Raw genomic sequence first — 23679 nt, 5'->3', positions numbered from 1 at the left:
CGAGGGCACGCCGATGGACTGGGTCGACGAGCTTCGCCGGCTGCGGGATGCCCGCCTGCCTGCGGTGCTCGTCACGCTTGCCGCGGTGCGCGGCCACGCGCCGCGCAACGGCGGGGCGAAGCTCGTGGTCTCGCCGGATCGGCTCTTCGGCACGGTTGGCGGCGGCAACCTCGAGGAGACCGCGATCGGCACGGCCCGCGAGATGATCGACACGGGTGAGAACGAGCCGCGGCTGCTCACCCTGACCCTCAGTGACAAGGCGGCGTCGGAGTACGGCGTGCAGTGCTGCGGGGGAGAGGTGACGATGCTGCTCGAACCGGTGCGCGTGGTGCCGACCGTGGCGATCTTCGGCGTCGGACACGTCGGGCTCGAGCTGGCCCGCGTGCTCGCGCGACACGAGATGGAGCTGTGGCTCATCGACGGGCGCGCCGACATGGTCGCCGAGGAGCGGATCGGGGTGCCCCGGCACAGGGGGCTGTTCGCCGACGCCGTGGCGACGGTGCATGTGCGTCACGCCCCGGTGCCCGAGGCGGCGATCGCCGACCTTCCCGCCGGAGCGCACGTACTCGTCATGACGCACGACCATGTCGAGGATCTGGCCCTCACCGACCAGGCGCTCCGCCGCAGCGACCTCTCGTCGATCGGCCTCATCGGGTCCCGCTCGAAGTGGGCGCGGTTCCGCGCGAAGCTCGGCGAGCTGGGGCACACCGACGACGCCCTCGGGCGTGTGACCACGCCCATCGGCGTGCCCGAGGTGTCGGGCAAGGCGCCGGCCGTCATCGCGGTGAGCGTCGCGGCGCGGCTGCTGCAGCTGATCGAGGAGGCGGCGCGCGCGCCGCGCGCGTGAGGGATGGGCGGCGTCAGCCGCCGAGCACGACGTTCAGCGGGGCTTCGCCCCGAGACATCCGCTCGATCTGCCGGCGGACGAGTCGGGCGATGCGGGGGCGCATCGCGCTCGACGCGCCGCCGACGTGCGGAACGATGAGGACGCCGTCGGTCGACCAGAGCGGATGACCCGTGGGCAGCGGCTCGGGATCGGTGACGTCGAGCGCCGCGCGGATGCGGCCGCGACCGGCGTGATCGACGAGCGCCTCGGTGTCGATGAGGGGTCCGCGGCCGACATTGACGACCAGGGCGCCGTCGGGAAGGGCGCGGAGGAAGCCGTCGTCGATGAGGTGGCGCGTCGCATCGCCGCCCGGCAGCGAAGCCATCACGATGTCGGCATGCGGCAGCAGCTCGGGCAGTTCGTCGACACCGTGAATCGTGACGCCGTCTTCTTCACGGTGCCGTGACGCGACCCGGACGAGCTCGACCTCGAAGCCCGCGAGCCGAGCCTCGATCGCCTTTCCGATGCCCCCGTAGCCGAGGAGCAGCACCCGGCGGTCGGCGAGACTCGCCGCGACTTCCGGGACCCACCGGCCCTCGGACTGGGCGCGGACGAACGCCGGCACATGCCGCTGCGCGGCCAGCGCGAGGGTCACCGCGAGCTCCGCGGTCGAGGTCTCGTGCACGCTGGAGGCGTTGGCGAAGGTGTATGTCGGCGGGAGAATGTCTTCGATGCCGTCATACCCGATCGACTGGCTCTGCACCAGCTGGGTCTCGACCTGGTCGAGGAGCGGCACCGCATCGGTCAGCGACATGTAGGGCAGCACGACGATGTCGATCCGGGGACGAGGCGGCGGAGCATCCATCGCCCAGACGATCACCTCCACGCCGTCGGGCGCCGGCTGGATGTCGTCGGCGAGCTGGGCGGTCGGAACGGACACGACGAGATTCGCACTCACCACTCCCACGCTACCGCCCACGCGGGAGTAACGTCTGGCAGAGGAGGCGGCCGAGTGTGCCGGTGGATCCATGGTTCCCGAAATCAACTACTGGGCGGTCCTGATCGCCACAGCCTCGACGCTCATCGTCGGGTCGGTGTTCTACGCGCCGAAGGTCTTCGGCACGAGGTGGGCGCGGCTGGCGAACGTCGACATGAACCGGCCCGGCGCCACCGCCGTCATCCCGATCCTGGTGACGGTGCTCGTGAGCTTCATCAGCGCGTGGGTCCTCGCCGGGGCGACCGCGATCGCCTGGCATTTCTACGGCGGCGGGTACCTCCTCGCCGCGCTCGGCACCGCGATCATCCTGTGGGCGGGGTTCACCGCCGCCCGCGTCATCACGCACGACGCCTTCGAGGGCCGGCCGTCGTCGTTGACCGTTCTGACGATCGGCCACGAGCTCGCCACCTTCGTGGTGATGGCGCTGATCATCGGGATCTGGCCCCCGGTCGGCACCGTCTGACCCGCGTCGCCGCGTCACCGCAGACTCGCGCCCGCTCCGCACACGGGAGGTGGTCGACCGGCCAGAGGTCGCGGGCGCGTGCGGCGTCCTCCGGCGTGCGGATCGCCTCCGGTGTGCGCCCGAAGGGTGACCCGCGTCGCCGCGCTCAGGCCGCGGCGACGAGCGAGGCGACCGCCGAGGTGAAGAACCGGCGGCCGTCGACGCCGGAGCGCATCGCGAGGCGGGTGTCGGGGCCGAAGCCCTCTTCGACGGCGTGCTCGGGGTGCGGCATGAGTCCGACGACGTTGCCGCGCTCGTTGCGCAGACCCGCGATGTCGTTGAGCGACCCGTTGGGGTTCACGCCCAGGTAGCGGAAGGCGACGAGGCCCTCGCCCTCGATGCGCGCGAGGGTGTCGGCGTCGGCGATGTAGCCGCCGTCGGCGTTCTTCAGCGGGATGATGATCTCTTCGCCGTCGGTGAAGTCGGACGTCCACGCCGTCGACGTGTTCTCGACGCGCAGACGCTGATCGCGGCGGATGAACTGCTGATGGGCGTTGCGGATCAGGCCGCCCGGCAGGAGGTGCGCCTCGACGAGCATCTGGAAGCCGTTGCAGATGCCGAGCACGGGCATCCCGCCCCGGGCGGCGTCGGTGACCTCCGACATGATGGGCGCGAGCGCGGCGATCGCCCCGGCGCGCAGGTAGTCGCCGTAGCTGAAACCACCCGGGAGGATGAGGGCGTCCACACCGTCGAGGTCGTGCGAGCCGTGCCAGAGGGCGACCGGCTCACCGCCCGCGAGACGCACGGCGCGGCGGGCGTCGGCGTCGTCGAGACTCCCGGGGAAGGTGATGACGCCGATACGGGCGGTCACTCCACGACCTCCACGCCGACGACGTCCTCGATCACGTCGTTGGAGAGCACCTCGGCGGCGATGCGGCGGGCCGCGGCGAGAGTCTCGTCATCGACCTCCCCGTCGACGGTCAACTCGAAACGCTTGCCGATGCGAACACCCGAGAAGCGGTCGACGCCGAGCCGGGTGAGGGCTCCGGCGACCGCCTTCCCCTGCGGGTCGAGCAGGCTCGGCCTTGGGCATGACGTCGACGACGATGGTGGGCACACCGACATCTTACGGCCCGACCTCCCGCCTCATCGTCGTGACCTGATCGTTATCCGATTTCTTGGGAGCGCTCCCTTGACATTTATGAGAGCGATCCCATAGCGTCGTCCGCAATCCGTGGGAGCGGTTCCACGGAAACGTCAATCCCGCACCGTGTCACCGACACAGCACCGTGCTCTTCCATCCACAAAGGAGTGATCGTGACGTCATCCACCATGCGCAAAGCGGCCGTCGCGGCTGCGATCGCATCATCCACCGCCCTCGTCCTCGCGGGCTGCAGCTCCTCCGGCGGCGACGCCGCGGGCGGCGAGTCCGGTGAGGACATCACCCTCACCATCACCACCTTCGGCACGTTCGGCTACGACGACCTCTACGCCGAGTACGAAGAGGTCAACCCCGGCATCACCATCGACGCGACCAACATCGACACCGGTGGAAACGCGCGCACCGATGCGTTCACCAAGATCGCGGCCGGCTCGGGCCTGTCCGACATCGTCGCCGTCGAGGAGGGGTGGCTCGGCCAGGTGATGGGCGTCTCCGACCAGTTCGTCGACCTGCGCGACCACGGCATCGAAGACCGCCAGGGTGACTGGGTCGAGTGGAAGTACGACCAGGCCACCGACGCGGAGGGTCGCGTCATCGGCTACGGCACCGACATCGGCCCGCAGGGCATCTGCTACAACGCCCCCGCGTTCGAGGCGGCGGGCCTGCCCACCGATCGCGAAGAGGTCGCGGCCCTTCTCGAGGGTGACTGGGAGACCTATTTCGACGTCGGCCGCCGGTACAACGAGGCGACCGGGAAGGCTTGGTACGACCACTCCGGCTTCGTCTGGAACGCCATGGTCAACCAGCTTCCCGAGGGGTACTACACCTCCGACGGAGAGCTGAACGTCGAGGGCAACACCGAGCTGGAGGAGCGCTTCCAGCTGCTCGGCGCGGCGACCGAAGACGGCCTGTCGGCCGCGCAGAGCGCGTGGGACTGGAACGGCGGCACCTCGTTCGTCGACGGCACCTTCGCGACCTTCGTCTGCCCGGGCTGGATGCTCGGCGTCGTGCAGGGTCAGGTCGAAGCCGGCGGCGGCGACGCGGCGACCGGATGGGACTTCGCCGATGTCTTCCCCGGCGGCTCGGCCAACTGGGGCGGCGCCTTCCTCACCGTCCCGACCACGTCGCAGCACCCTGAAGAGGCCGCGGCGCTGGCTGACTGGCTGACGCAGCCCGAGCAGCAGATCAAGCAGTTCGAGGCTGCGGGCACCTTCCCCTCGACCGTCGAGGCGCAGGAGGCCCTGGCCGCCGAGGCCACCCCGAACGCGTTCTTCAACGACGCGCCGGTCGGATCGATCCTCGCCGAGCGCGCGCAGGGCGTCGTCGCTCAGTTCAAGGGTCCGGACGACTCGGTCATCCAGGAGAACGTCTTCGGGCCGGCGCTGACCGCGCTCGACCAGGGTGACACCGACACGCAGGGTGCCTGGGACCAGGCTCTCGGCCTGCTGAACGAACTGGTCGATTGATCTCGACCGCATGACACGGGGCCTCCGGGCGCACAGCCCGGGGCCCCGAACCATCTCGCCGCGAGAGGAACCCCATGACCGCGACACTGCCGTCCTCCACATCGGCATCCGCCGGTGCCGGACACGACGAGCCGAACCGGATGCCACGGCGCATCCGTTCTCCCTTCCGGCAGCGTCTGTCCAAGGCCGACCAGAAGGCCTCCCCCTACCTCTACATCGCGCCGTTCTTCCTCCTCTTCGGCGTGGTGGGCCTGTTCCCCCTCATCTACACCTTCAACGTCTCGCTCTACGACTGGGATCTGCTCCAGGGTCAGGGCGACTTCGTGGGGCTCGGCAACTTCGTCGAGATCCTGAACGACCGGATGTTCTGGAACTCGATCTTCAACACCCTGAGCATCTTCCTGCTCTCCGCCATCCCGCAGCTGACCATCGCGCTGATCGTCGCGTACCTTCTCGACCGGGGCCTGCGTGCGCCGACGTTCTGGCGCATGAGCGTGCTGCTCCCCTTCGTGGTGACCCCGGTCGCCGTCGCGCTGATCTTCTCCAGCATCTTCAGCGACGCCGACGGCCTCGCGAACAACCTCTTGAACCTGTTCGGCATCGCCGATCAGGAGTGGAAGCGCGATCGCTTCCTCAGCCATCTCGCCATCGCGATCATGGTGAACTTCCGCTGGACGGGCTACAACGCCCTCATCCTCCTCGCCGCCATGCAGGCGGTGCCGCGCGACCTGTACGAATCCGCCGCCATCGACGGTGCCGGGCCGGTCCGCCGCTTCTTCTCGATCACCATTCCCACGATCCGTCCGACGCTGATCTTCGTCATCATCACCGCCACCATCGGCGGTCTGCAGATCTTCGCCGAACCACGCCTGTTCGACGTCTCCACCGCCGGCGGCATCGGCGGCAGCGACAGGCAGTTCCAGACCACCGTCCTGTTCCTCTGGGAGCTGGCGTTCTTCCGCACGAACCTCGGGGAGGCCTCCGCCGTCGCGTGGCTGCTGTTCCTCCTGATCGTGCTGTTCGGCGTCCTGAATTTCGCGATCGCCCGGCGCATCGCGACATCCGACTCCCGATCCGACCGCAAAGCCCGCCGCATCGCGCAGCGCCAGGCCCGAGCCCACGGAGGCGTCGAATGAGCATCAGCATCCCCGAGCCCCTTCCCGCGGTGCAGGTCGAGACCCTCGACAACGACCCCGCCGAGCGTCCCGGCAAGCGCCGACGCGGCCGTGAGACCGGCAACGCCGGAATCGGCAGTCGCCCGGGATTCCTCACCTACGGCCTGCTCGCCGCGTTCATCATCGGCAGCGTCTATCCCCTCTGGTGGTCGTTCGTCGTCGCCAGCGGCACGAACGCCACCCGTGGCGAGACGTTTCCGCTGATCCCCGGCGGAAACTTCCTGGCCAACGCCGTCCGCGTGCTCGATGCCATCCCGTTCTGGCTGGCGCTCGGCAACTCGATCGTCATCTCGGGCATCATCACGATCTCGGTCGTGACGTTCTCCACGATCGCCGGCTACGCCTTCGCCAAGCTGAAGTTCCGCGGGCGCAACGGGCTCATGCTCTTCGTCATCGCCACCATGGCGATTCCCACTCAGCTCGGCATCATTCCCCTCTTCATGGTGATGCGCGAGCTCGGCTGGACCGGCACCATCGGCGCGGTGATCGTGCCCACCCTCGTCACGGCGTTCGGGGTCTTCTTCATGCGCCAGTACCTCGTCGACGTCATCCCCGACGAGCTCATCGAGGCGGCCCGCGTCGACGGCGCGGGCCAGTTCCGCACCTTCCTCACCGTCGGTGTTCCCGCCGCGCGACCGGCGATGGCGATCCTCGGGCTCTTCACGTTCATGACGGCATGGACGGATTACCTCTGGCCGCTGATCGTGCTGAGCCCGTCGAACCCCACGCTGCAGACGGCGCTCAGCCAGCTGCAGTCGGGGTACTACATCGACTACTCCATCGTCCTCGCCGGCGCGGTGATGGCGACGATCCCGTTGCTTATCCTGTTCATCGTCGCGGGCAAGCAGCTCATCAGCGGCATCATGGCCGGAGCAGTGAAAGGCTGATATGACCATCGACCTCACCGAGGACCCCCGCCTCGACGTCACGGGCGTCCGCGCCTTCCCGCCCGGCTTCCTCTTCGGCGCCGCAACCGCCGCCTACCAGATCGAGGGCGCCGCGCACGACGACGGACGACGCGACTCCATCTGGGATGCGTTCAGCCGCGTGCCGGGGGCGGTCATCAACGGTGACAACGGCGACGTGGCGTGCGACCACTATCACCTCTATCGCGACGACGTGGCGCTGATGAAGGAGATGGGACTCCAGACCTACCGCTTCTCGACCTCATGGTCGCGGGTGCGACCGGACGGCGGCGCCCTCAACCCCGCCGGGGTCGACTTCTACCGTCGGCTCGTCGACGAGCTGCTCGACGCCGGCATCCTCCCCTGGCTGACGCTCTACCACTGGGACCTCCCGCAGGCGCTCCAGGAACGGGGTGGCTGGGCGAACCGCGACACCGCCGACCTCTTCACCGAGTACGCGCTCGACATGCACGACGCCCTCGGCGACCGGGTGAACGTCTGGACCACGCTCAACGAGCCGTGGTGCGCGTCGTTCCTCAGCTACACCGCGGGGATCCACGCTCCCGGGCGTTTCAGCATGACCGAGGGCATGCTCGCCTCCCACCACCTGCTCCTCGGCCACGGTCAGACCGTCCGCGAGCTCCGTGCCCGCGACGCGTCCCTGACGCTCGGCATCACGCTGAACCTCACCGTCGCCGATCCCGCTGATCCGACCGATCCGGCCGACGTCGACGCGGCACGTCGCATCGACGGGCAGTTCAACCGCTGGTTCCTCGACCCCCTCTTCCGCGGTGCGTATCCGGCCGACATCCTCTCGGATTTCGAGAAGAAGGATGCCGCGGCCGTCGCCGTCTTCACCGAGGCCGTGCAGCCGGGCGACCTCGCCGCGATCAGCACGCCGTTCGACACCCTCGGCGTGAACTACTACCACGGTGAGCTCGTGGGCGCGACGCCGCCGGTGGTCGCACCGCCGCGCGGCGACGCTCCGACCGACCGCGTGACCGCGTCGCCGTTCCCGGCATCGGACGGCATCTTCTGGCACGACCGGGGGCTCGCCCGCACCGCGATGAACTGGGAGGTGCAGCCCGAGGGGCTGACGCGTCTGCTCCGGCGCACGTGGGACGAGTACGCCGAACCGGCGGGCGTCGCGCTCTACGTCACCGAGAACGGCGCGGCCTACGACGATGACGTGATCGTCGACGGCGGCGTAACGCGGGTCGCCGATGCGGAGCGGACGGCGTTCCTCCGGTCGCACCTCGGTGCAGTGCTGGACGCCGCCGAATCAGGCGTCGATGTGCGCGGCTACTTCTACTGGTCGCTGCTGGACAACTACGAGTGGGCGTGGGGATACGAGAAGCGCTTCGGCATCGTCCGGGTCGACTACGACACCCAGGTGCGCACGGTGAAGGACTCCGGTCGCGAGTACCGCCGTATCATCGCAGCACGAGAGCTCGACGACGTCCACCCCGAGGCCCTGTCGTAGCGTCGATCGCGAGGCGGGTGCCCCGCGGGCAAGGAGGCATCCCATGAGCAGTGACACCAGGGCTGCCGCGACCATCGAAGAGGTGGCCGCGGCCGCCGGGGTCTCCCGCTCGACGGTCTCGCGCGTGGTCAACGGCTCCACCGCGGTGAGCCCGGCCGCGTTGGAGTCGGTGCGGCGCGCCATCGCCGAACTGAACTACGTGCCCAATCGCGCCGCCCGCTCGCTCGCCAGCCGTCAGACCCACGCGGTGGCGCTCATCGTGCCCGAGGACACGACCCGCTTCTTCGGCGACCCGTTCTTCGCGGCGATCGTGTCGGGCATCAACCGTCGTCTCAGCCGCTCGGACTACGTCCTGAATCTCTTCATCGCCAGCGACGATCCCGGAGACAAGACGACGAGCTATCTGCGGAGCGGCTCTGTCGACGGGGCGGTGGTGGTGTCGCACCACACGAGCGACACGTTCCTCGACCGGATCGCCAGCGCTCTCCCGGTCGTGTACGGCGGCCGGCCGCCCCGGCTCGGGCCCCTGGACTACTACGTCGACGTCGACAATCTGCGGGGCGGGAAGGATGCCGCGGCGCACCTCATCGCCAAGGGCCGGCGTCGCATCGCGACCATCACGGGGTCGCTGACGATGGCGGCGGGCGTCGACCGACTGGCGGGATTCCGCGAGGCGCTGGCGGCCGAGGGACTCGCCGAGGTGGCCGTCGAGGACGGCGACTTCACGACCGACGGTGGAATGCGCGCGATGGAGCGCATCGTCTACAGCGGGGTGGAGTTCGACGGGCTGTTCGTCGCGAGCGACCTCATGGCCCAGGGTGCCGTCGAGGTCCTGCGTCGCACCGGACGCCGTGTTCCCGAAGACGTCGCCGTCGTCGGCTTCGACGACTCGCCCATCGCCGTGGCGGTGCAGCCGGCACTGACGACGATGCGTCAGCCCTCGCTGCAGCAGGGCGAGCAGATGGCGGGTGTGCTCCTCGACCTTCTGGCCGGGCGGAATCCGCCGCACGCGACGATCCTCGGCACCGAACTGGTGGTGCGCGACTCGACCTGAATCATCACCGTCGCCTGGTTCGTCACCGTTCCGTGGGGTCGCCCCCAAGCGGCCCGACCGCCGGGAGGGGACCACCGTCGTCGGCTCCGGTGCGGCGCCACCGCGCGATGGCGTTGCCGAGGTGGTAGATCACCAGCGCCGCGGCCGTGCCCAGCACGATCGCCCCGAGCTGGAAGTCGCCCCACTCGAGGGTGAAGCCGGCGATGGCGACGACGAGGGCGACGGCGGCGGTGTACTGATTGACGGGGCGCGAGAAGTCCACCCGGTTGTCGACCCAGATCTTGATGCCGATGATGCCGATCAGTCCGTACAGCGCCGTCGTGACACCCCCGAGCACGCCCGCGGGGATCGAGTTGAACAGCGCGCCCACCTTGGGCGACAGGCTGAGGAGGATGGCGGTGGCCCCGGCCACCCAGTACGCCGCGGTGGAGTACACCCGCGTCGCCGCCATCACGCCGATGTTCTCGCCGTAGGTCGTCGTGCCCGAGCCGCCGAAGAAGCCCGCGAGCGTCGTGGCCGCGCCGTCGGCGATGAGGGCGCGTCCGGTCGAGCGGTTCACCGAGGCATCCGTCATCGTCGCCACCCCGCGGACGTGCCCGACGTTCTCCGCGATGAGCACCAGCACGACGGGCAGGAACATCGCGATGACGCTCCATGTGCCGGGCGAGCCGAAGTCGGCGAGCTGGAACTCGGGAAGGCCCACCCACGCGGCCTCGCCGACGGCGGTGAAGTCCACCGCGCCGACGAGGAGAGCGACGACATAGCCGACCACGACGCCGAGGAAGATCGAGATGCGCCCGAGGAAGCCGCGGAACAGGACGCTGAACAGGATGACGGCGGTCAGCGTCACCGTCGCGATCACCGGCTGCTGCTGGTAGCTGTCCCACGCCACCGGCGCGAGGTTGAAGCCGATGAGGGCGACGATGGCGCCCGCCACCACCGGCGGCATCAGCCTCTCGATCCAGCCGAGACCCGCGAGCTGGACCACGACTCCGACCGCGGCGAGCAGCACCCCGACGGCGACGATGCCCGCCAAGGCCGAGCCCATGCCCTGCGAGGCGGTGGCGGCTGTGACGGGGGCGATGAAGGCGAACGACGATCCCAGGTAGCTGGGCAGGCGGTTGCGCGTGATGAGGAGGAAGAGCAGGGTGCCGACCCCGGAGAAGAGCAGCGTCGTCGACACCGGGAAGCCGGTGAGCACCGGCACGAGGAACGTCGCGCCGAACATCGCGATGACGTGCTGGATGCCGAGTGCGACCGTCGCTCCCCAGGCGAGGCGCTCCTGCGGGCCGACGACGCTTCCGGGTGCGACGGTGCGGCCGTCTCCGTGCAGCTTCCAGATGGGCATGGGTGGGTCTTCCTTCCGCGGATGGCGGGACTCACCCTATCCGGGGCGGCGCACCTCCTCCGAGTTGCCGCGGTGAGCGGTTTCCGGAATGCTGTACGGGCGCTGATGTATGGGCGCGCCGACGGACGGAGCGATGTGAACGAATCCCGCACCACCGCACCGCCCTCGGCGGCGATGCAGCTGACCGGTCTGCACAAGCGCTTCGGCGAGAAGGTCGCCGTCGAGGGGCTGACCCTCACTGTGCCGACCGGGTCGTTCTACGGCCTGGTCGGACCCAACGGCGCCGGCAAGACGACGACGCTGTCGATGGCGACCGGGCTCCTTCAGCCCGACGCGGGACAGGCCTTCATCCACGGGGTCGACGTGTGGCGGCATCCGGTCGAGGCCAAGCGCATGCTCGGAAACCTCGCCGACGGAGTGAAGCTCTTCGACCGCCTCACCGGGGAACAGCTGGTGACCTACACCGGCATGCTCTTCGGTCTGGCGCACGACGAGATCGCGCGGCGCACGGCCGATCTGCTGTCGCTTCTGGACATGACCGAGGCCGGCGGCGTGCTCGTCGTGGACTACTCCGCGGGCATGACGAAGAAGATCGCCCTCGCGTGCGCGCTCGTGCACGCCCCGCGCGTCCTCGTCCTCGACGAGCCCTTCGAATCGGTCGACCCGGTCTCGGCGGCGAACATCCAGGACATCCTGACCGGCTACGTCGCGACCGGCGGCACCGTCATCGTCTCGAGCCACTCGATGGACCTCGTTCAGCGCATGTGCGATCACGTCGCGGTCGTCGCGGGCGGCCGCCTGCTCGTGGCGGGCACGGTCGACGACGTGCGCGCGGGGCAGTCGCTGCAGGACCGATTCGTCGAGCTCGTCGGCGGCCGTCGTCACGCGGAGGGGCCGGAATGGTTGCGACACTCCTGAGGCTGCGGTTCCGCGCGCTCGGCAACCAGCTGGCGCGCAGCCCCTGGCAGCTCGTGGGATTCATCTTCGGTGCCGTGTACGGGCTGGGGATGCTCGCGGGAGTCACCCTCGGGCTCGTCCTGCTGGGCTCGGCGCCGCTCGCGCAGGCCGCGTCGATCACCGTGGGCGTCGGTGCCGCGGTCACGCTGGCGTGGGCGGTCGCTCCGATCCTCGTCGCCGGGGTCGACACGACCCTCGAGCCCGACCGTCTGGTCATGTTCCCGATCACGATCGACCGGATGATGGTCGCCCTCACCCTTGCGGGGGTCTGCGGCGTCCCGGGAACCGTCACCTCTCTGGCCGCCCTCGCGACCGTCGCCACCTGGTCGAGGACTCCCGCCTCGCTCGTCGCCTGCATGCTCGCCATCCCCCTGGCCATCCTCACCGCGGTCATCGCGTCGCGCACCACGGCGGCACTCGCCGTGGGGCTCGGCGGCGGCCGCCGTTTCCGCGAGATCGCGGGGGTGCTGATCTTCATTCCCCTCGTGCTGGCAGGTCCGATCATCATCGCCGTCACCACCGGGTTCGCGCTCAACATCGACACGGTGGCGATCGCCGTCGAGGTCGTCTCGTGGACACCGCTCGGCGCGGCATGGGCGATCCCGGCCGCCGCCGCGGCGGGCGATTACCTCCCCGCCCTGGTGAAGTTCCTCATCGCGGTGGGGACCGTGGTGATCCTGTGGGTGCTGTGGCGCCGCGCGCTCGGCGACGCCCTGGTGCGGCCGCGGAACGCCGGCGGGGCGGCCGCGAAGCCCGGCGCTCTCGGGTGGTTCGGGCGCGTGCCGACGGGTGGCTTCGGGGCGATCTACGCGCGGTCGCTCACCTACTGGCTGCGCGACCCGCGCTACCTCCGCCAGCTCATCGTCGTGCCGCTCGTCCCCGTCGTCCTGTGGTTCTACTCCCGCGGCGGCGACGCGCTGGGCGCCGTGAGCTGGAGTGGCCTGCTCATCGCGCTGGTGATCGGCATCGTCATCTACGCCGACATCTCCTACGACGGCACCGCGTTCGGCACCCAGCTCGCGACCGGGGTATCGGGGCGCGCCGATCGGTTCGGCCGCACCCTCGCCGCCGCGACGCTCGCGCTGCCGCTCACGGTGGCGGGGGCCGTGCTGCCCTTCGCGTTCTCGGGCGACTGGTCGCTGGCGCCCGCCGTGCTGGGGGCGAGCCTGGGAGTCCTCGGCATCTCGTACGGCGTGTGCGCGGTGACCTCGGCGCAGTTCGTGGTGCCCGTCGCCGCCGCCGGAGACAACCCGTTCAAGCGGGTGCCCGGGGTGACCTTCCTGCAGGGGCTCATCTTCATGGGCATCTGGCTGATCGCGATCGCGCTGTCGGCGCCGTCGGTGGTGTTGGCGCTCATCGCCTTCTTCACCGGAAACGCGGTGCTGGGCCTCGTCGCCGGCCTCGTGGGGCTCGTGATGGGCGCCGTCGTCTTCGCGGGAGGGATGGTGCTGGGCGGCCGGACCCTCGACCGCACCGGTCCCGTCCTGCTGTCACGGCTGAAGGCGATGCGCAACGCCTGAGGCGTTCGAGCCGCGGCGGCCTCAGGCGGTGAGGCGGTCGATCAGTTCCCGGTAGCGTGCGGCGGTGCGCTCGACGATCTCGGCGGGGAGCTCGGGCGGGGTCCCGGTGCGGTCCCAGTGCGCGGCGAGCCAGTCGCGCACGATCTGCTTGTCGAAGCTCGCCATCCGCTCCCCGGGGGTGGTGCCGCTCGCCCAGGCGGCGGCGTCCCAGTACCGCGACGAGTCGCTGGTCAGCACCTCGTCGGCCAGGCGCAGCACCCCGCCGTCGTCGACGCCGAACTCGAACTTGGTGTCGGCCAGGATGAGGCCTCGCTCCTCGGCGATCCCCGCGGCACGGCGGTAGATGTCGAGCGAAGCGTCGCGCAGCTCGTCGGCGTGATCACGGCCGACGAGGTCGACGGTGCGGTCGAAGGAGATGTTCTCGTCGTGCTCGCCGAGCGGCGCCTTGTACGCAGGGGTGAAGAGGGGCTCGGGCAGACGGTCGCCGTTCTCGAGGCCGGGAGGAAGGGGGATGTCGCAGACCGTGCCGTGCTGCTGATACTCCGCCCAGCCCGACCCGGTGAGGTAACCGCGCACGACGCACTCCACCGGCAGCATCTCCAGGCGCCGGGTGAGCATCGTCCGTCCGCGGACCGCTTCGGGGATCTCCCCGTCCCGCAGGTGATTCGGCACCCCGAGTCGGTCGAACCACCACAGGCTCAGCCGCGTGAGCAGCTCGCCCTTTCCCGGGATGCCCGGGGAGAGCACGTGATCGAACGCGCTCACGCGGTCGCTCGCGACCACCAGCATCCGGTCTTCCGGTCCTTCGGTAGGAAGGTACAGGTCACGCACCTTGCCGGAGTAGACGTGCCGCCAGCCGGGAAGCTCAGAGGGGAGGGTCACCCGCCCATTATCCCGACGTCGGGGCCGTGCCAGGGGAGAACCTCAGGGGGTGATGCGGTCGACGTAGGCGAACGCCTCGTCGACCGCGGCGGGCCACAGCGCGGCATCCGCCTGCTCGAAGAAGAGCCACTCCTTCATCTCGCGCTCGCGCATGACCATGCGGCGCGCGGGGGTCGTCGCGACCAGCTCGGTCGCCCGCTCGGCCGGGACCTTCACGATGAGCTGGCCGTCGAAGCTCAGGAACGCGAAGATCTTGCCGCGGATGCGGAGCCCCTCCGATCCGAAGATCGGGCCGATGTCGACCCCGTCGTGGGCGAAGTACCGCTCCGCGATCCGGTCGAACAGGTCGTGGCCGCGCCGCTTGGCCGCCGCGCGCTCGGTCTCACCCATACCCGCACCGTAGCGATGCGCGGTGGCGGCGTCGAGGGGGTGGGTGCGGGCGTTTCGTCTCGCTGCGCTCGCTCGACGACCGGGGTGCGCGGGCGCCCGAGAGGTCAGGCCTGGTGGGCGATGTCGGTGCGGAACTGGCCGCCCTCGAGCGCGATGCGGCCCAGCGCGTCGTAGGCGCGATCGCGCGCCTCGGCGAAGGTGGGTGCGACGGCGACCACGTTCAGCACCCGGCCGCCCGTGGCGACGAGGTCGTCGCCCTCGACTCGGGTGGCGGCGTGGGCGAGGTGGACGCCCGGGACGCTCGCCGCGGCATCCGTCCCTTCGATGACCCGCCCGGTGACCGGACCCGCGGGATATCCCTCGCTCGCGAGCACCACGGTCACGGCCTTGGCGTCGCTGAAGCGGGGGCGCGCGAGGCCTTCGAGCCGGCCCGACGCCGCGGCCAGCAGCAGCTCCGACAGCGGCTCGGCGAGGCGGGGGAGCACGACCTGCGTCTCGGGGTCCCCGAAGCGCGCGTTGAACTCGATGACCTTCACCCCGCCGTCGGTGACGATGAGGCCCGCGTAGAGCAGTCCGATGAAGGGGGTGCCCTCCTCGTCCAGCTGACGGATGACGGGCTCGGCGACCTCCGTCGTCACGAGGTCGACGAAGGCCTCCTCGCTGCCGAACCGCTCGGCGAGCCACGGGAGCGGCGAGTACGCGCCCATGCCGCCGGTGTTGGGGCCGGCGTCGCCGTCGGCGAGGCGCTTGAAGTCCTGGGCGGGGCTGAGGGGCAGCACCCGGTCGCCGTCGCTGATGAAGAACAGCGACACCTCGGGGCCGGCGAGGAATTCCTCGATCAGCACCGGACCGGTCGGCAGATAGGTCTCGGCGTGGGCGAGTGCGGCGGCGCGGTCTTCGGTGACGACGACGCCCTTTCCGGCGGCGAGGCCGTCGGCCTTGACCACGTGCGGCGCGCCGACCTCGTCGAGGGCTGCGGCCACCTCGTCGAGGGTGCGAGCGCGGGTCGCGCGTCCGGTCGGCACGCCGGAGGCCTCCATGATCCGCTTCGCGAACGCCTTCGACCCCTCGAGCCGCGCGGCGGCGCGACTCGGACCGAAGGTGGGGATGCCGCGCTCGCGCACCGCGTCGGCCACACCGGCGACCAGCGGCGCTTCGGGTCCGATCACGACCAGGTCGATGTCCTCGGCCAGCGCGAACGAGGTCACAGCCGTGGGGCTGTCGGGGTCGAGGTCGACGATCGTCGCATCCCGGGCGATGCCGGCGTTGCCCGGCGCAGCGAAGATCTCGTGCTGCGCCTCCTCACTGCGGAGGGCAAGGACGATGGCGTGCTCGCGGGCTCCCGCGCCGAGGACCAGGATTCTCACCCGACCAGCCTATCGATGCGTCCCGAGGCGCACCGGGTGTGCGAGATGGGGGAGGGCCCCGCGTACGGTGGAGGGATGCCGCGGAAGATCACCACCGACGAGGGGCGCGCCGCGCTCGACGCCGCACGTCGGCCGGGGGCGCCGCGCCCGGCCCAGGCCACGGCGGTGCGGTATCTCCTGCAGCTGCTCGCCGAGAAGGCGCCCGGGCATTCTGTCGAGGTGCGGGTGCCGCCCTTCGGGGCGGTGCAGGTCATCGAGGGCCCACGGCACACCCGCGGAACCCCGCCCAATGTGGTGGAGATGGATGCCGCGACCTGGCTCTCCCTCGCCACCGGCGCCGAGCAGTGGGCCGATGCCGCCGCGGCCGGCCGCATCCAGGCATCCGGGGTCCGCGCCGACATCAGCGCGCTCCTGCCGCTGCGGCCCTGACGGCGTCCGTCCCGCGAGACTCACGGCCCTCACCCCCACCGCCGGTGCCACAATGAGGGCATGGCGCGCGGCCGCGCCGGCCGCGACGGCTGGCAGGGGAACCCCGACGACGAACACGTCGTCGACGAGGAGCGCATCCCCGCCGTCGTGCACCGCTCGCCGCGCTACGGCCGGTTCCTCGTCATCGGCGTGCTGTCAGGCGTGGCGCTGGCCCTTCTCTACGTCGTCGTGGGCAACCCGGGCGGCCCCGCCTCCGAGAGCCTGGGCGGCGCCTTCCGCGTCGCCGGGGTGCTGAGCGTCGTCTTCGCAGGGCTCGGCCTCCTCGTGTCCGCGCTCGTGGTGCTGGTCGTCGACGCCGTCATCAGCAGGCGAAGACGGATGCTGCAGGCGCAGCGCGACACCACACTCGTCGACGATATGCGTCGCCCCGTGTCCGACGATCCGCCGCCATGGCGGCCCGCCGACCCCGACCCGAAGAAGCGGCCGCGCTGACCACGGCCCGCTGACCACGCCACTGCTCCCCACCGCGCCCGAACGACGCGACGCCGCCCGAACCGCGGGGTGGGAGAATGGGGGCATGGCAGATCAGCCGCATCGCCCCGACCTCCAGCCCCCCGCCCGGGATGAGGTCGAGACCGTGTCGGTGCGCCGATCGCCGAAGTACTCCGCCTTCCTGCTGGCCGGCGCAGCCCTCGGCATCCTCACCGCCCTCATCCTCACGTTCGGCTTCGACGGCTCCGCCCAGGTGAGTGACAACACCGGGATGGAGTACTCCACCGGTCAGGTGTTCGGTTTCCTGCTGCTCATCTTCATCCCCGTCGGGCTGGCGGTGATGGGCGCTGTCGCCCTCATCCTCGACCGCACCTCGGGGCGCCGCACGCGCCAGGTGCGTGTCGATCACACCCTCACCCGCGAGGACTGACCGTCACGCCAGCTCGGCGATGATCGGGTGGATCGCGGTGTCGAAAGCCGCGATGTCACCGCGCAGGCCGTCAGTCACGGCGATCGTGAGCGACCCGATCCACCACACCCCGCGCTGAGCGAGCGGAAGCACCTGCACGTTCAACTCGAACGAGTGGGCGCGCCGGCCCACCTGCCGCTCGTGCTCGGCGATCGCGCTGGCGTAGGCGCGGTACGCGCTGTGCGACCCCGCGTCGCGGCTGTAGCGCGCGTGCACCTCCTCGGCGAAGGCGACGGCCTCCGCCGCGTGCGGCAGGATCGCTTCGCGCAGCTCGTCCATCCCCTCGGTGGGCAGGGCGACGTGCACGCCGAATCCGTCGACGAGGTCGAGCGGCACGGGCGACGGGTGCGCCTGCGGCTCGACGGTCAGCGCCCAGAACTCCCGCCACTGCCGCTCCAGGAGCGCCTGCGCCTTCTCGTTGCGATCATTCGCCCGGGGAGGGATGCCGCGAAGCGACGGCAGCTCGTCGGGTGAGCGGATCCCGAGGGCCTGTCGAAGGTAGAGGGCGATCAGCACCGGCCGACCCGCGTCCTCGCGGATCAGCCACTCCGGACCGCCGGCACCGCCCATGCCGCCAGTGTAAGGGCCGCTGTTTCGGCGCGGGTAGGCTGAGCGGGTGGACCGCATCTCTGGCGACACTTCCCCCTCCTCTCCCGATAATCCCTACGCAGCCGCCGGCGTCGACACCGCGGCGGGCGACCTGGCTGTGGAGCTGATGAAGGGTGCCGTCGCGCGTACCCACGGCCCCGAGGTGCTGGGCGGGGTCGGCGGCTTCGCCGGTCTCTTCGACGCCTCCGCGCTGCGCGGGCACGAGCGGCCCCTGCTCGCGACGAGCACCGACGGCGTCGGCACGAAGGTCGCGATCGCGCAGGCGATCGACAAGCACGACACCATCGGTCTCGACCTCGTCGGCATGGTCATCGACGACATCGCCGTGGTCGGTGCCCGGCCCCTCTTCATGACCGACTACATCGCCTGCGGGAAGGTCGTCCCGGCCCGCATCGCCGACATCGTCGCGGGCATCGCCCGCGGCTGCAGCGAGACGGGGGCGGCGCTCGTGGGAGGCGAGACCGCCGAGCACCCGGGACTCCTCGGGCCGAACGACTACGACGTCGCCGGTGCCGCGACCGGTGTCGTCGAGGCATCCGCTGTCCTCGGGCCCGAGCGCGTGCGCCCGGGCGATGCCGTCCTCGCGCTGGCATCGAGTGGCCCGCACTCGAACGGCTACTCCCTCATCCGCCACATCGTCGCCGGCGCCGGCATCGGCTACGGCGACCACGCCGCCGATTTCGGGATGACCTGGGGCGAGGCCCTGCTCGAGCCGACCCGGCTGTACACGCGGCCGCTGCTCGACGTCATCGACGAGGTCGGCGACGGCGTCCACTCCCTGAGCCACGTCACCGGCGGCGGCATCGCCGCCAACCTCGCCCGCGTGCTGCCGCGCGGCAGCTGGGTCGAGGTCGATCGCTCGACGTGGGAGCCGCCCTCGGTGTTCCAGGTGCTCGCCGACCTCGGCGACCTCTCGCTGACCGCCACCGAGCGCACATGGAACCTCGGCATCGGATTCTTCGCCGTCGTCGCCGCCGACAGAGCGGATGCCGCGACCGCGGCTCTGCAGCGCGCGGGTATCGCCACCTGGCAGGTCGGCGTCGTGGGCGACGGCCCCCTGCCGGACGGCGAGTTCGAGCAGGGTGCGAAGGGCGTCGACGGGGGCGCTGTGCGCCTGGTCGGCGCCTATGGCGGCATCCCCCGGATCGGAGCGAAGTAACACCACATGTGCGGAATCGTCGGGATGGTCGGGCGCGGGAGCGTCAACCAGGAGATCTACGACTCGCTCCTTCTCCTCCAGCATCGGGGGCAGGACTCCACGGGCATCGCCACGGCGGAGCCCGGCGGGGCGGTCCACATGCACAAGGCGCGCGGGATGGTGCGCGAGGCCTTCCGCACCCGCGACATGCGGGCGCTGCTCGGCACGATCGGACTCGGCCACGTCCGCTACGCCACCAAGGGCACGGCCTCGAGCGAGGAGGAGGCGCAGCCGTTCTACGTCAACGCCCCCTACGGCATCGTGCTGATCCACAACGGCAACCTCACCAACACGCGCGAGGCTCACCGACGAGCTCTTCCACAAGGACCGCCGGCACCTGAACACCTCCAGCGACACCGAGCTTCTGGTGAACGTGCTCGGCGGCGAGCTGCAGTCGACGATCTCGGGCCCCGAGCTCGACCCCGACCAGGTCTTCGACGCGGTCACCCGCGTCCACGAGCGCGTGGAGGGGTCGTACGCGGCGATCGCGCTCATCGCCGGACACGGTCTGCTCGCGTTCCGCGATCCCTTCGGCATCCGACCGCTCATCCTCGGCACCCGCCGCCACGACGACGGCCACTACGAGTGGGTCGTCACCAGTGAGAGCCTCGTCCTCGAGAACGGCGAATTCGAGGTCGTGCGCGACGTCGACCCCGGCGAGGCGGTGTTCATCGACCTCGAAGGCAAGCTGCACACCCGCCAGTGCGCGTCGGATCCGAAGCTCGTGCCGTGCTCGTTCGAGTACGTCTACCTCGCCCGGCCCGACTCGATCATGAACGGCATCTCGGTGTACGAGGCGCGGCTGCGCATGGGCGAGCGCCTGGCCGACACCATCGCGAAGTACACCCCGCCCGGGGCGATCGACGTGGTCATGCCGATCCCCGACTCCTCGCGACCGGCCGCGATGCAGGTCGCCCGCAAGCTCGGCATCGAGTACCGCGAGGGCTTCTACAAGAACCGCTACATCGGCCGGACGTTCATCATGCCCGGGCAGGCGGTGCGCAAGAAGAGCGTGCGCCAGAAGCTCAATGCGATGTCGAGCGAGTTCAAGGGGAAGAACGTCCTCCTCATCGACGACTCGATCGTGCGCGGCACGACGTCGAAGGAGATCATCCAGATGGCCCGGGATGCGGGAGCGAAGAGCGTCACCTTCGCCTCGGCCGCACCGCCCGTGCGCTACCCCCACGTCTACGGCATCAACATGCCCTCGCGCCTCGAGCTCGTCGCCCACGGGCGGACGATCCCCGAGATCGCCGCCGAGCTCGGGGCGGACTACATGGTCTACCAGGAGGTCGAGGACCTGAAGGCGGCGATCCTCGAGGGGTCAGACGTCGAGGACCTCGACATGAGCTGCTTCGACGGCCGCTACGTCACCGGCACGGTGACGGAGGAGTACCTCGCCTGGGTCGAGGGCTCGCAGGAGAGCTGACCGCGCGCAGCAGCGCAGCATCTCCACAGAATGACGCGGATCTCACAGCGCGACGCCGAGATTCTGTGAGGGAGGCGCGACACTGCGTGGCTCGAACGTGGAGCGTGTGCTCACCGCCCTCCCAGCCCGCTCGCGGACGCGCTTGTTAGCGTCGGCGGGTGAGTTCTCCCGGGCCATACGAACGCGAGACCCGCAGCGAGATCGCCGAGGCCGAACGCCCCGACCGCCCGATCCGGTTGACGCTGCGACGCGCGCGGGCGTGGGTGGCGGGTCATCCGCTTCTCGAACGGGTCTACCGCATCGGAGTGGCGATCTTCGGGGGCGTCCTGGCGCTCGGCGGACTGATCCTCGTCCCGCTCCCCGGGCCCGGCTGGCTGATCGTGTTCCTCGGCCTCGCGGTGCTGGGAACCGAGTTCCACTGGGCGCGCCGCATCGCCGCCTGGCTCAAGCGTCAGCTCGACCGGTTCTGGGCCTGGTGGCGCCGATACCGCGCGCAGCGCGACGCGCGCCGCGCGTAGTCGTCATCCCCGCCTTCCGAGCGCGGGGATGACGCAACGGTCAGAGCGACGGGGCTGTCAGGCCTTCTCGTCCTCGTACTCGTCCGCCCACTTGTCGACGTACTCGTCTTCACGAGTCGGGGAGCCGAGCTCGCGTTCGAGCGCAGAGTAGTTGATGCTCTGCATGTCGTACTTGAGCTCACGGGCGATCTTGGTGTTCTTCGCCTTCTGTCGGCCACGCCCCATGCGAGACCCCCTCATGTCTGAGCCGCGGGCTGTTGTGCGCGGGCTGTCCGCGACGGTTACCCGGGCAATCACGAATCCGGCAACGAACCGGCAAGAGTAGCATTCAGAATATCACGGCGCCCCGCCCGACCGGCGGCCCCACGACTGGTGAAACGAGGATATATGAGCGAGGCGGAATCTCAGACCGCGGGAATCGATATCGAGGCCCTTCGTGGTGCGGTCGTCGCGGGCGTCATCCCGGGCCAGTCGCCTCGGGTTCTGCACGAGGCGGGTCGCTACGCGAAGCTCCTCGGGGTGCCGCTCGTCGTGGTGCACGTCGACGTCACGCGCTTCGTCACCTACGAAGATCCTGACGGCTACGTCCACTCGGCGCCGATCGACATCAACATCGCCTCCGGCGAGGCAGACCTGAAGCTCATCGAGCAGGCTGCCGCGGCGGCCCTCGACGGGCATGGTGTCGACTGGCGCGTCCACCAGCTGGTCGGCGACCCGGCGCTGGCGATGAAGCACTTCGCCGACAAGATCGACGCGAAGCTCCTCGTCGTCGGCACCCGCAAGCGCGGGATCGGCGAGTCGATCCGCGAGTTCTTCACCGGATCGGTCGCCGCGCGCCTGGCCCACCGTCAGCGCCGGCCGATCCTCGTCGTGCCTCTGGGGGAGCCGGTACCCGAGGACGAGGAGATCTGGCCGGCGTGACGGTCGGGGCAGATCAGCCCCGCAGCACGCGGGTGATCTCGCGAGAGATCCGATCGAGGTCGTCGGCGAGTCGATCGACGACGGATGATGACAGCTCGCCGCCCCGCGCGACGTGCGTCCTGAGGTCTCCCCGCATGCGGGCGCGGAATTCGGTGAGCGCCGCATCGGCGCGATTCAGCTGTTCGCGATTGCGTCCTCGCGGATCATCCGTCATGGTCCGCGCCGATTCGGTGCTCGCGCTCTCGTCGACGCGTGCGGCGGCGAGGTCGGCGCGCAAGCTCTTCATCGCCTCGCGGACGCTGCCGCGCACACCCTCGGCGATCAGTCGCACCGAGTCGCTGAGCCCCGCTTCGATCCCTTCGAGGTCGCTGGCGCGGGCGCGCACCTCGGCGCGGCCGGCGTCGGTGATCTCGTAGACGGTCTTGCGGCCGTCGACGGTCTTCGTCACAAGGCCCTCCTCCTCGAGCTTGGCCAGCCGCGGGTAGATGGTCCCCGCACTCGGCGTGTAGGTGCCGCCCGTGCGGTCGGCGAGGGCCTGCATCACGTCGTAGCCGTGGCGCGGCCCCTCGTCGAGGAGGTTCAGCAGATACAGGCGCAGGTCGCCGTGCGAGAACACCGGCGTCATGACCACTCCTCCTCGCGGTGGTCGTCGGCACCCTCCACCTGAGCGGTGGGAGCGTCGGCGGGGGCGACCCGCGATGCGCGGCGCAGCACGGTCAGGTCTCCGGACACCGAGTTCGCACGCACATCGACGAACGAGCCGCTGAGTTCGCCCGTCGAACCGCTGTAGCCGGTCGGTCCGCGTCCCGAGCGCACGACGCCGTCGATCTGGATCCGGCCGCTGACGCTGCGCACGACGTAGTTCGCCGGCAGTGCCTCGTCGAGGCGGACGGTCGCATCCCCGCTGACGGTGTTGAGGTTCACGCTCTGCAGATTGCCGGTGGAGTCGACCAGCATGGCGCCCGAGGCGGTGTCGATCGTGGCCTTGCGCAGTTCGCCGGTGGCGGTGACGTCGCCCGAGACGCTGTTGGCCACGAGGCCGCCCACGAGCTCGCGCACCTGCACGTCGCCCGAGACCGCATTGGCCGTGAGGTTGCCGGTGTGTCCGTCGACGATGATGTCGCCCGAGACGGTGTTGAGCCGGGCGTCGTTGCGCAAGCCTGTGACCAGCGCGCTCGCGCTGACGACGCCGAGGTTGAGTGCCACCGACCGGGGAACGGCGACGCTGATCTCGGCGCGCGGCCCGCCGGCGCCGAAGTTGCGGAACACCTCCAGGAAGTTGTCCCAGCGCAGCTGCGGGTGGTCGATCTCGACGGTGCTGCCCTCCGCGCCGTCGCCGGTGACCTCGATGCGGAGGTCTTTGACGGTGACCGAGTGCACCTCGATGCGGGCTCCGGGCTCGTCGTGGGCGACGACGTCGATCTGTCCGCCGACGAGCCCGATCTTCAGGGCGGCGACGTGCTCGAGGTCGATGACGCGGGTTTCGCCCGGGTGGATGATCCACTTCTCCAGACTCATGACTCCTCCAAACTGTGAGACGCGATATATCTCGTTTGCGACGAGGGTAACACGATATATCGCGTCCAGCCAGGACCAATGTCCCCTTCAGAGCACGATGCGTCTTGACCTTGACGCAACGT

General features: G+C 70.2%; 25 protein-coding genes and 2 pseudogenes. 16 read left to right on the top strand and 11 right to left on the bottom strand.

Annotated features, from left to right (window positions below):
• Positions 1 to 13: 13 nt before the first annotated feature.
• The gene (gene xdhC, locus QSU92_RS08480; protein WP_289265736.1) at positions 14 to 847 is read left to right on the top strand and encodes a xanthine dehydrogenase accessory protein XdhC; all 834 of its coding nucleotides are present in this window, start codon (positions 14 to 16) and stop codon (positions 845 to 847) included.
• Positions 848 to 860: 13 nt separating this feature from the next.
• Here xdhC and QSU92_RS08475 read toward each other — a convergent pair whose 3' ends face one another.
• Positions 861 to 1784, bottom strand: a complete 924-nt coding sequence (locus QSU92_RS08475; RefSeq protein WP_289265735.1) for a 2-hydroxyacid dehydrogenase — start codon at positions 1782 to 1784, stop codon at positions 861 to 863.
• 70 nt (positions 1785 to 1854) lie between these two features.
• On the opposite strand from QSU92_RS08475, the gene QSU92_RS08470 reads away from it, so the two are divergent.
• A complete protein-coding gene (locus QSU92_RS08470; protein ID WP_289265734.1) occupies positions 1855 to 2286 on the top strand; it encodes a DUF1761 domain-containing protein in 432 nt (143 codons plus the stop codon).
• A 145-nt stretch (positions 2287 to 2431) separates the two neighbouring features.
• Here QSU92_RS08470 and purQ read toward each other — a convergent pair whose 3' ends face one another.
• Positions 2432 to 3136, bottom strand: coding sequence for a phosphoribosylformylglycinamidine synthase subunit PurQ (gene purQ / locus QSU92_RS08465; protein WP_289265733.1), 705 nt, complete (start codon positions 3134 to 3136; stop codon positions 2432 to 2434).
• A pseudogene (purS, locus tag QSU92_RS08460) lies at positions 3133 to 3382 on the bottom strand (phosphoribosylformylglycinamidine synthase subunit PurS). Before purS ends, purQ begins: the two are co-directional and overlap by 4 nt.
• 215 nt (positions 3383 to 3597) lie before the next feature.
• Here purS and QSU92_RS08455 point away from each other — a divergent pair.
• The 5 genes from QSU92_RS08455 to QSU92_RS08435 all read left to right on the top strand — a co-directional run bounded on the left by QSU92_RS08455 (position 3598) and on the right by QSU92_RS08435 (position 9510).
• A complete protein-coding gene (locus QSU92_RS08455; RefSeq protein ID WP_289265859.1) occupies positions 3598 to 4893 on the top strand; it encodes an ABC transporter substrate-binding protein in 1296 nt (431 codons plus the stop codon).
• A 74-nt stretch (positions 4894 to 4967) separates the two neighbouring features.
• Positions 4968 to 6029, top strand: coding sequence for a carbohydrate ABC transporter permease (locus QSU92_RS08450; protein ID WP_422880427.1), 1062 nt, complete (start codon positions 4968 to 4970; stop codon positions 6027 to 6029).
• On the top strand, positions 6026 to 6955 hold the full coding sequence (locus QSU92_RS08445) for a carbohydrate ABC transporter permease (RefSeq protein ID WP_289265732.1): 930 nt from the start codon (positions 6026 to 6028) through the stop codon (positions 6953 to 6955). The genes QSU92_RS08450 and QSU92_RS08445 overlap by 4 nt, the downstream gene beginning before the upstream one ends.
• A gap of 1 nt (position 6956) precedes the next feature.
• Complete coding sequence (locus QSU92_RS08440; protein WP_289265731.1) at positions 6957 to 8456, top strand: GH1 family beta-glucosidase; 1500 nt, start codon at positions 6957 to 6959, stop codon at positions 8454 to 8456.
• 43 nt (positions 8457 to 8499) lie between these two features.
• Positions 8500 to 9510, top strand: coding sequence for a LacI family DNA-binding transcriptional regulator (locus QSU92_RS08435; RefSeq protein ID WP_289265730.1), 1011 nt, complete (start codon positions 8500 to 8502; stop codon positions 9508 to 9510).
• 22 nt (positions 9511 to 9532) lie between these two features.
• Here the strand turns inward: QSU92_RS08435 and QSU92_RS08430 are convergent, their stop codons facing one another.
• Positions 9533 to 10858, bottom strand: a complete 1326-nt coding sequence (locus tag QSU92_RS08430) for a uracil-xanthine permease family protein (RefSeq protein WP_289265729.1) — start codon at positions 10856 to 10858, stop codon at positions 9533 to 9535.
• A gap of 174 nt (positions 10859 to 11032) precedes the next feature.
• Here QSU92_RS08430 and QSU92_RS08425 point away from each other — a divergent pair, with 174 nt between their 5' ends.
• Together QSU92_RS08425 and QSU92_RS08420 are read left to right on the top strand one after the other, a co-directional pair.
• Positions 11033 to 11776 (top strand): ABC transporter ATP-binding protein, encoded by a 744-nt coding sequence (locus QSU92_RS08425; RefSeq protein WP_289265857.1) that lies wholly within the window; start codon positions 11033 to 11035, stop codon positions 11774 to 11776.
• The gene (locus QSU92_RS08420) at positions 11758 to 13335 is read left to right on the top strand and encodes a hypothetical protein (RefSeq protein WP_289265728.1); all 1578 of its coding nucleotides are present in this window, start codon (positions 11758 to 11760) and stop codon (positions 13333 to 13335) included. Before QSU92_RS08425 ends, QSU92_RS08420 begins: the two co-directional genes overlap by 19 nt.
• A gap of 21 nt (positions 13336 to 13356) precedes the next feature.
• On the opposite strand, the gene QSU92_RS08415 is transcribed toward QSU92_RS08420, so the two are convergent.
• The 3 genes from QSU92_RS08415 to purD form a co-directional block, all read right to left on the bottom strand.
• Positions 13357 to 14217, bottom strand: coding sequence for a phosphoribosylaminoimidazolesuccinocarboxamide synthase (locus QSU92_RS08415; protein ID WP_289265727.1), 861 nt, complete (start codon positions 14215 to 14217; stop codon positions 13357 to 13359).
• A gap of 42 nt (positions 14218 to 14259) precedes the next feature.
• A complete protein-coding gene (locus QSU92_RS08410) occupies positions 14260 to 14607 on the bottom strand; it encodes a hypothetical protein (protein WP_289265726.1) in 348 nt (115 codons plus the stop codon).
• A gap of 104 nt (positions 14608 to 14711) precedes the next feature.
• A complete protein-coding gene (purD, locus tag QSU92_RS08405; RefSeq protein WP_289265725.1) occupies positions 14712 to 15974 on the bottom strand; it encodes a phosphoribosylamine--glycine ligase in 1263 nt (420 codons plus the stop codon).
• A gap of 75 nt (positions 15975 to 16049) precedes the next feature.
• Between purD and QSU92_RS08400 the strand changes: the two genes are divergently transcribed.
• The 3 genes from QSU92_RS08400 (at position 16050) to QSU92_RS08390 (ending at position 17325) form a co-directional block, all read left to right on the top strand.
• The gene (locus QSU92_RS08400) at positions 16050 to 16403 is read left to right on the top strand and encodes a sterol carrier family protein (protein WP_289265724.1); all 354 of its coding nucleotides are present in this window, start codon (positions 16050 to 16052) and stop codon (positions 16401 to 16403) included.
• 60 nt (positions 16404 to 16463) lie between these two features.
• Positions 16464 to 16895: a hypothetical protein gene (locus QSU92_RS08395; RefSeq protein WP_289265723.1), complete on the top strand. Its 432-nt coding sequence runs from the start codon at positions 16464 to 16466 to the stop codon at positions 16893 to 16895.
• An 85-nt stretch (positions 16896 to 16980) separates the two neighbouring features.
• Positions 16981 to 17325: a potassium transporter Trk gene (locus tag QSU92_RS08390; RefSeq protein ID WP_289265722.1), complete on the top strand. Its 345-nt coding sequence runs from the start codon at positions 16981 to 16983 to the stop codon at positions 17323 to 17325.
• 3 nt (positions 17326 to 17328) lie between these two features.
• Here QSU92_RS08390 and QSU92_RS08385 read toward each other — a convergent pair whose 3' ends face one another.
• The gene (locus QSU92_RS08385; protein WP_289265721.1) at positions 17329 to 17934 is read right to left on the bottom strand and encodes a zinc-binding alcohol dehydrogenase; all 606 of its coding nucleotides are present in this window, start codon (positions 17932 to 17934) and stop codon (positions 17329 to 17331) included.
• Positions 17935 to 18079: 145 nt separating this feature from the next.
• Here QSU92_RS08385 and purM point away from each other — a divergent pair, with 145 nt between their 5' ends.
• From purM to QSU92_RS08370, 3 genes and pseudogenes are all read left to right on the top strand, one after another.
• Entirely contained in the window at positions 18080 to 19132 is a 1053-nt protein-coding gene (gene purM, locus QSU92_RS08380; protein ID WP_289265856.1) for a phosphoribosylformylglycinamidine cyclo-ligase, read from the top strand.
• A 6-nt stretch (positions 19133 to 19138) separates the two neighbouring features.
• A pseudogene (gene purF / locus QSU92_RS08375) lies at positions 19139 to 20600 on the top strand (amidophosphoribosyltransferase).
• 158 nt (positions 20601 to 20758) lie between these two features.
• Complete coding sequence (locus QSU92_RS08370) at positions 20759 to 21118, top strand: TIGR02611 family protein (RefSeq protein WP_289265720.1); 360 nt, start codon at positions 20759 to 20761, stop codon at positions 21116 to 21118.
• A 57-nt stretch (positions 21119 to 21175) separates the two neighbouring features.
• Here QSU92_RS08370 and QSU92_RS08365 read toward each other — a convergent pair whose 3' ends face one another.
• Positions 21176 to 21343: a DUF3073 family protein gene (locus QSU92_RS08365; RefSeq protein ID WP_179561265.1), complete on the bottom strand. Its 168-nt coding sequence runs from the start codon at positions 21341 to 21343 to the stop codon at positions 21176 to 21178.
• Positions 21344 to 21505: 162 nt separating this feature from the next.
• Here QSU92_RS08365 and QSU92_RS08360 point away from each other — a divergent pair, with 162 nt between their 5' ends.
• Positions 21506 to 22039 (top strand): universal stress protein, encoded by a 534-nt coding sequence (locus tag QSU92_RS08360; RefSeq protein WP_289265719.1) that lies wholly within the window; start codon positions 21506 to 21508, stop codon positions 22037 to 22039.
• 13 nt (positions 22040 to 22052) lie between these two features.
• Here QSU92_RS08360 and QSU92_RS08355 read toward each other — a convergent pair whose 3' ends face one another.
• Together QSU92_RS08355 and QSU92_RS08350 are read right to left on the bottom strand one after the other, a co-directional pair.
• Positions 22053 to 22664, bottom strand: coding sequence for a PadR family transcriptional regulator (locus QSU92_RS08355; protein WP_289265718.1), 612 nt, complete (start codon positions 22662 to 22664; stop codon positions 22053 to 22055).
• Positions 22661 to 23557, bottom strand: coding sequence for a DUF4097 family beta strand repeat-containing protein (locus QSU92_RS08350; protein WP_289265717.1), 897 nt, complete (start codon positions 23555 to 23557; stop codon positions 22661 to 22663). The genes QSU92_RS08355 and QSU92_RS08350 overlap by 4 nt, the downstream gene beginning before the upstream one ends.
• Between the last annotated feature and the right edge of the window lie 122 nt (positions 23558 to 23679).

This window comes from Microbacterium sp. ET2 (genome assembly GCF_030347395.1).
Lineage (GTDB): Bacteria > Actinomycetota > Actinomycetes > Actinomycetales > Microbacteriaceae > Microbacterium > Microbacterium albipurpureum.
The sequence above is the reverse complement of the archived record's forward strand: the minus strand, read 5'-3'. Positions and strand labels throughout refer to the sequence as shown.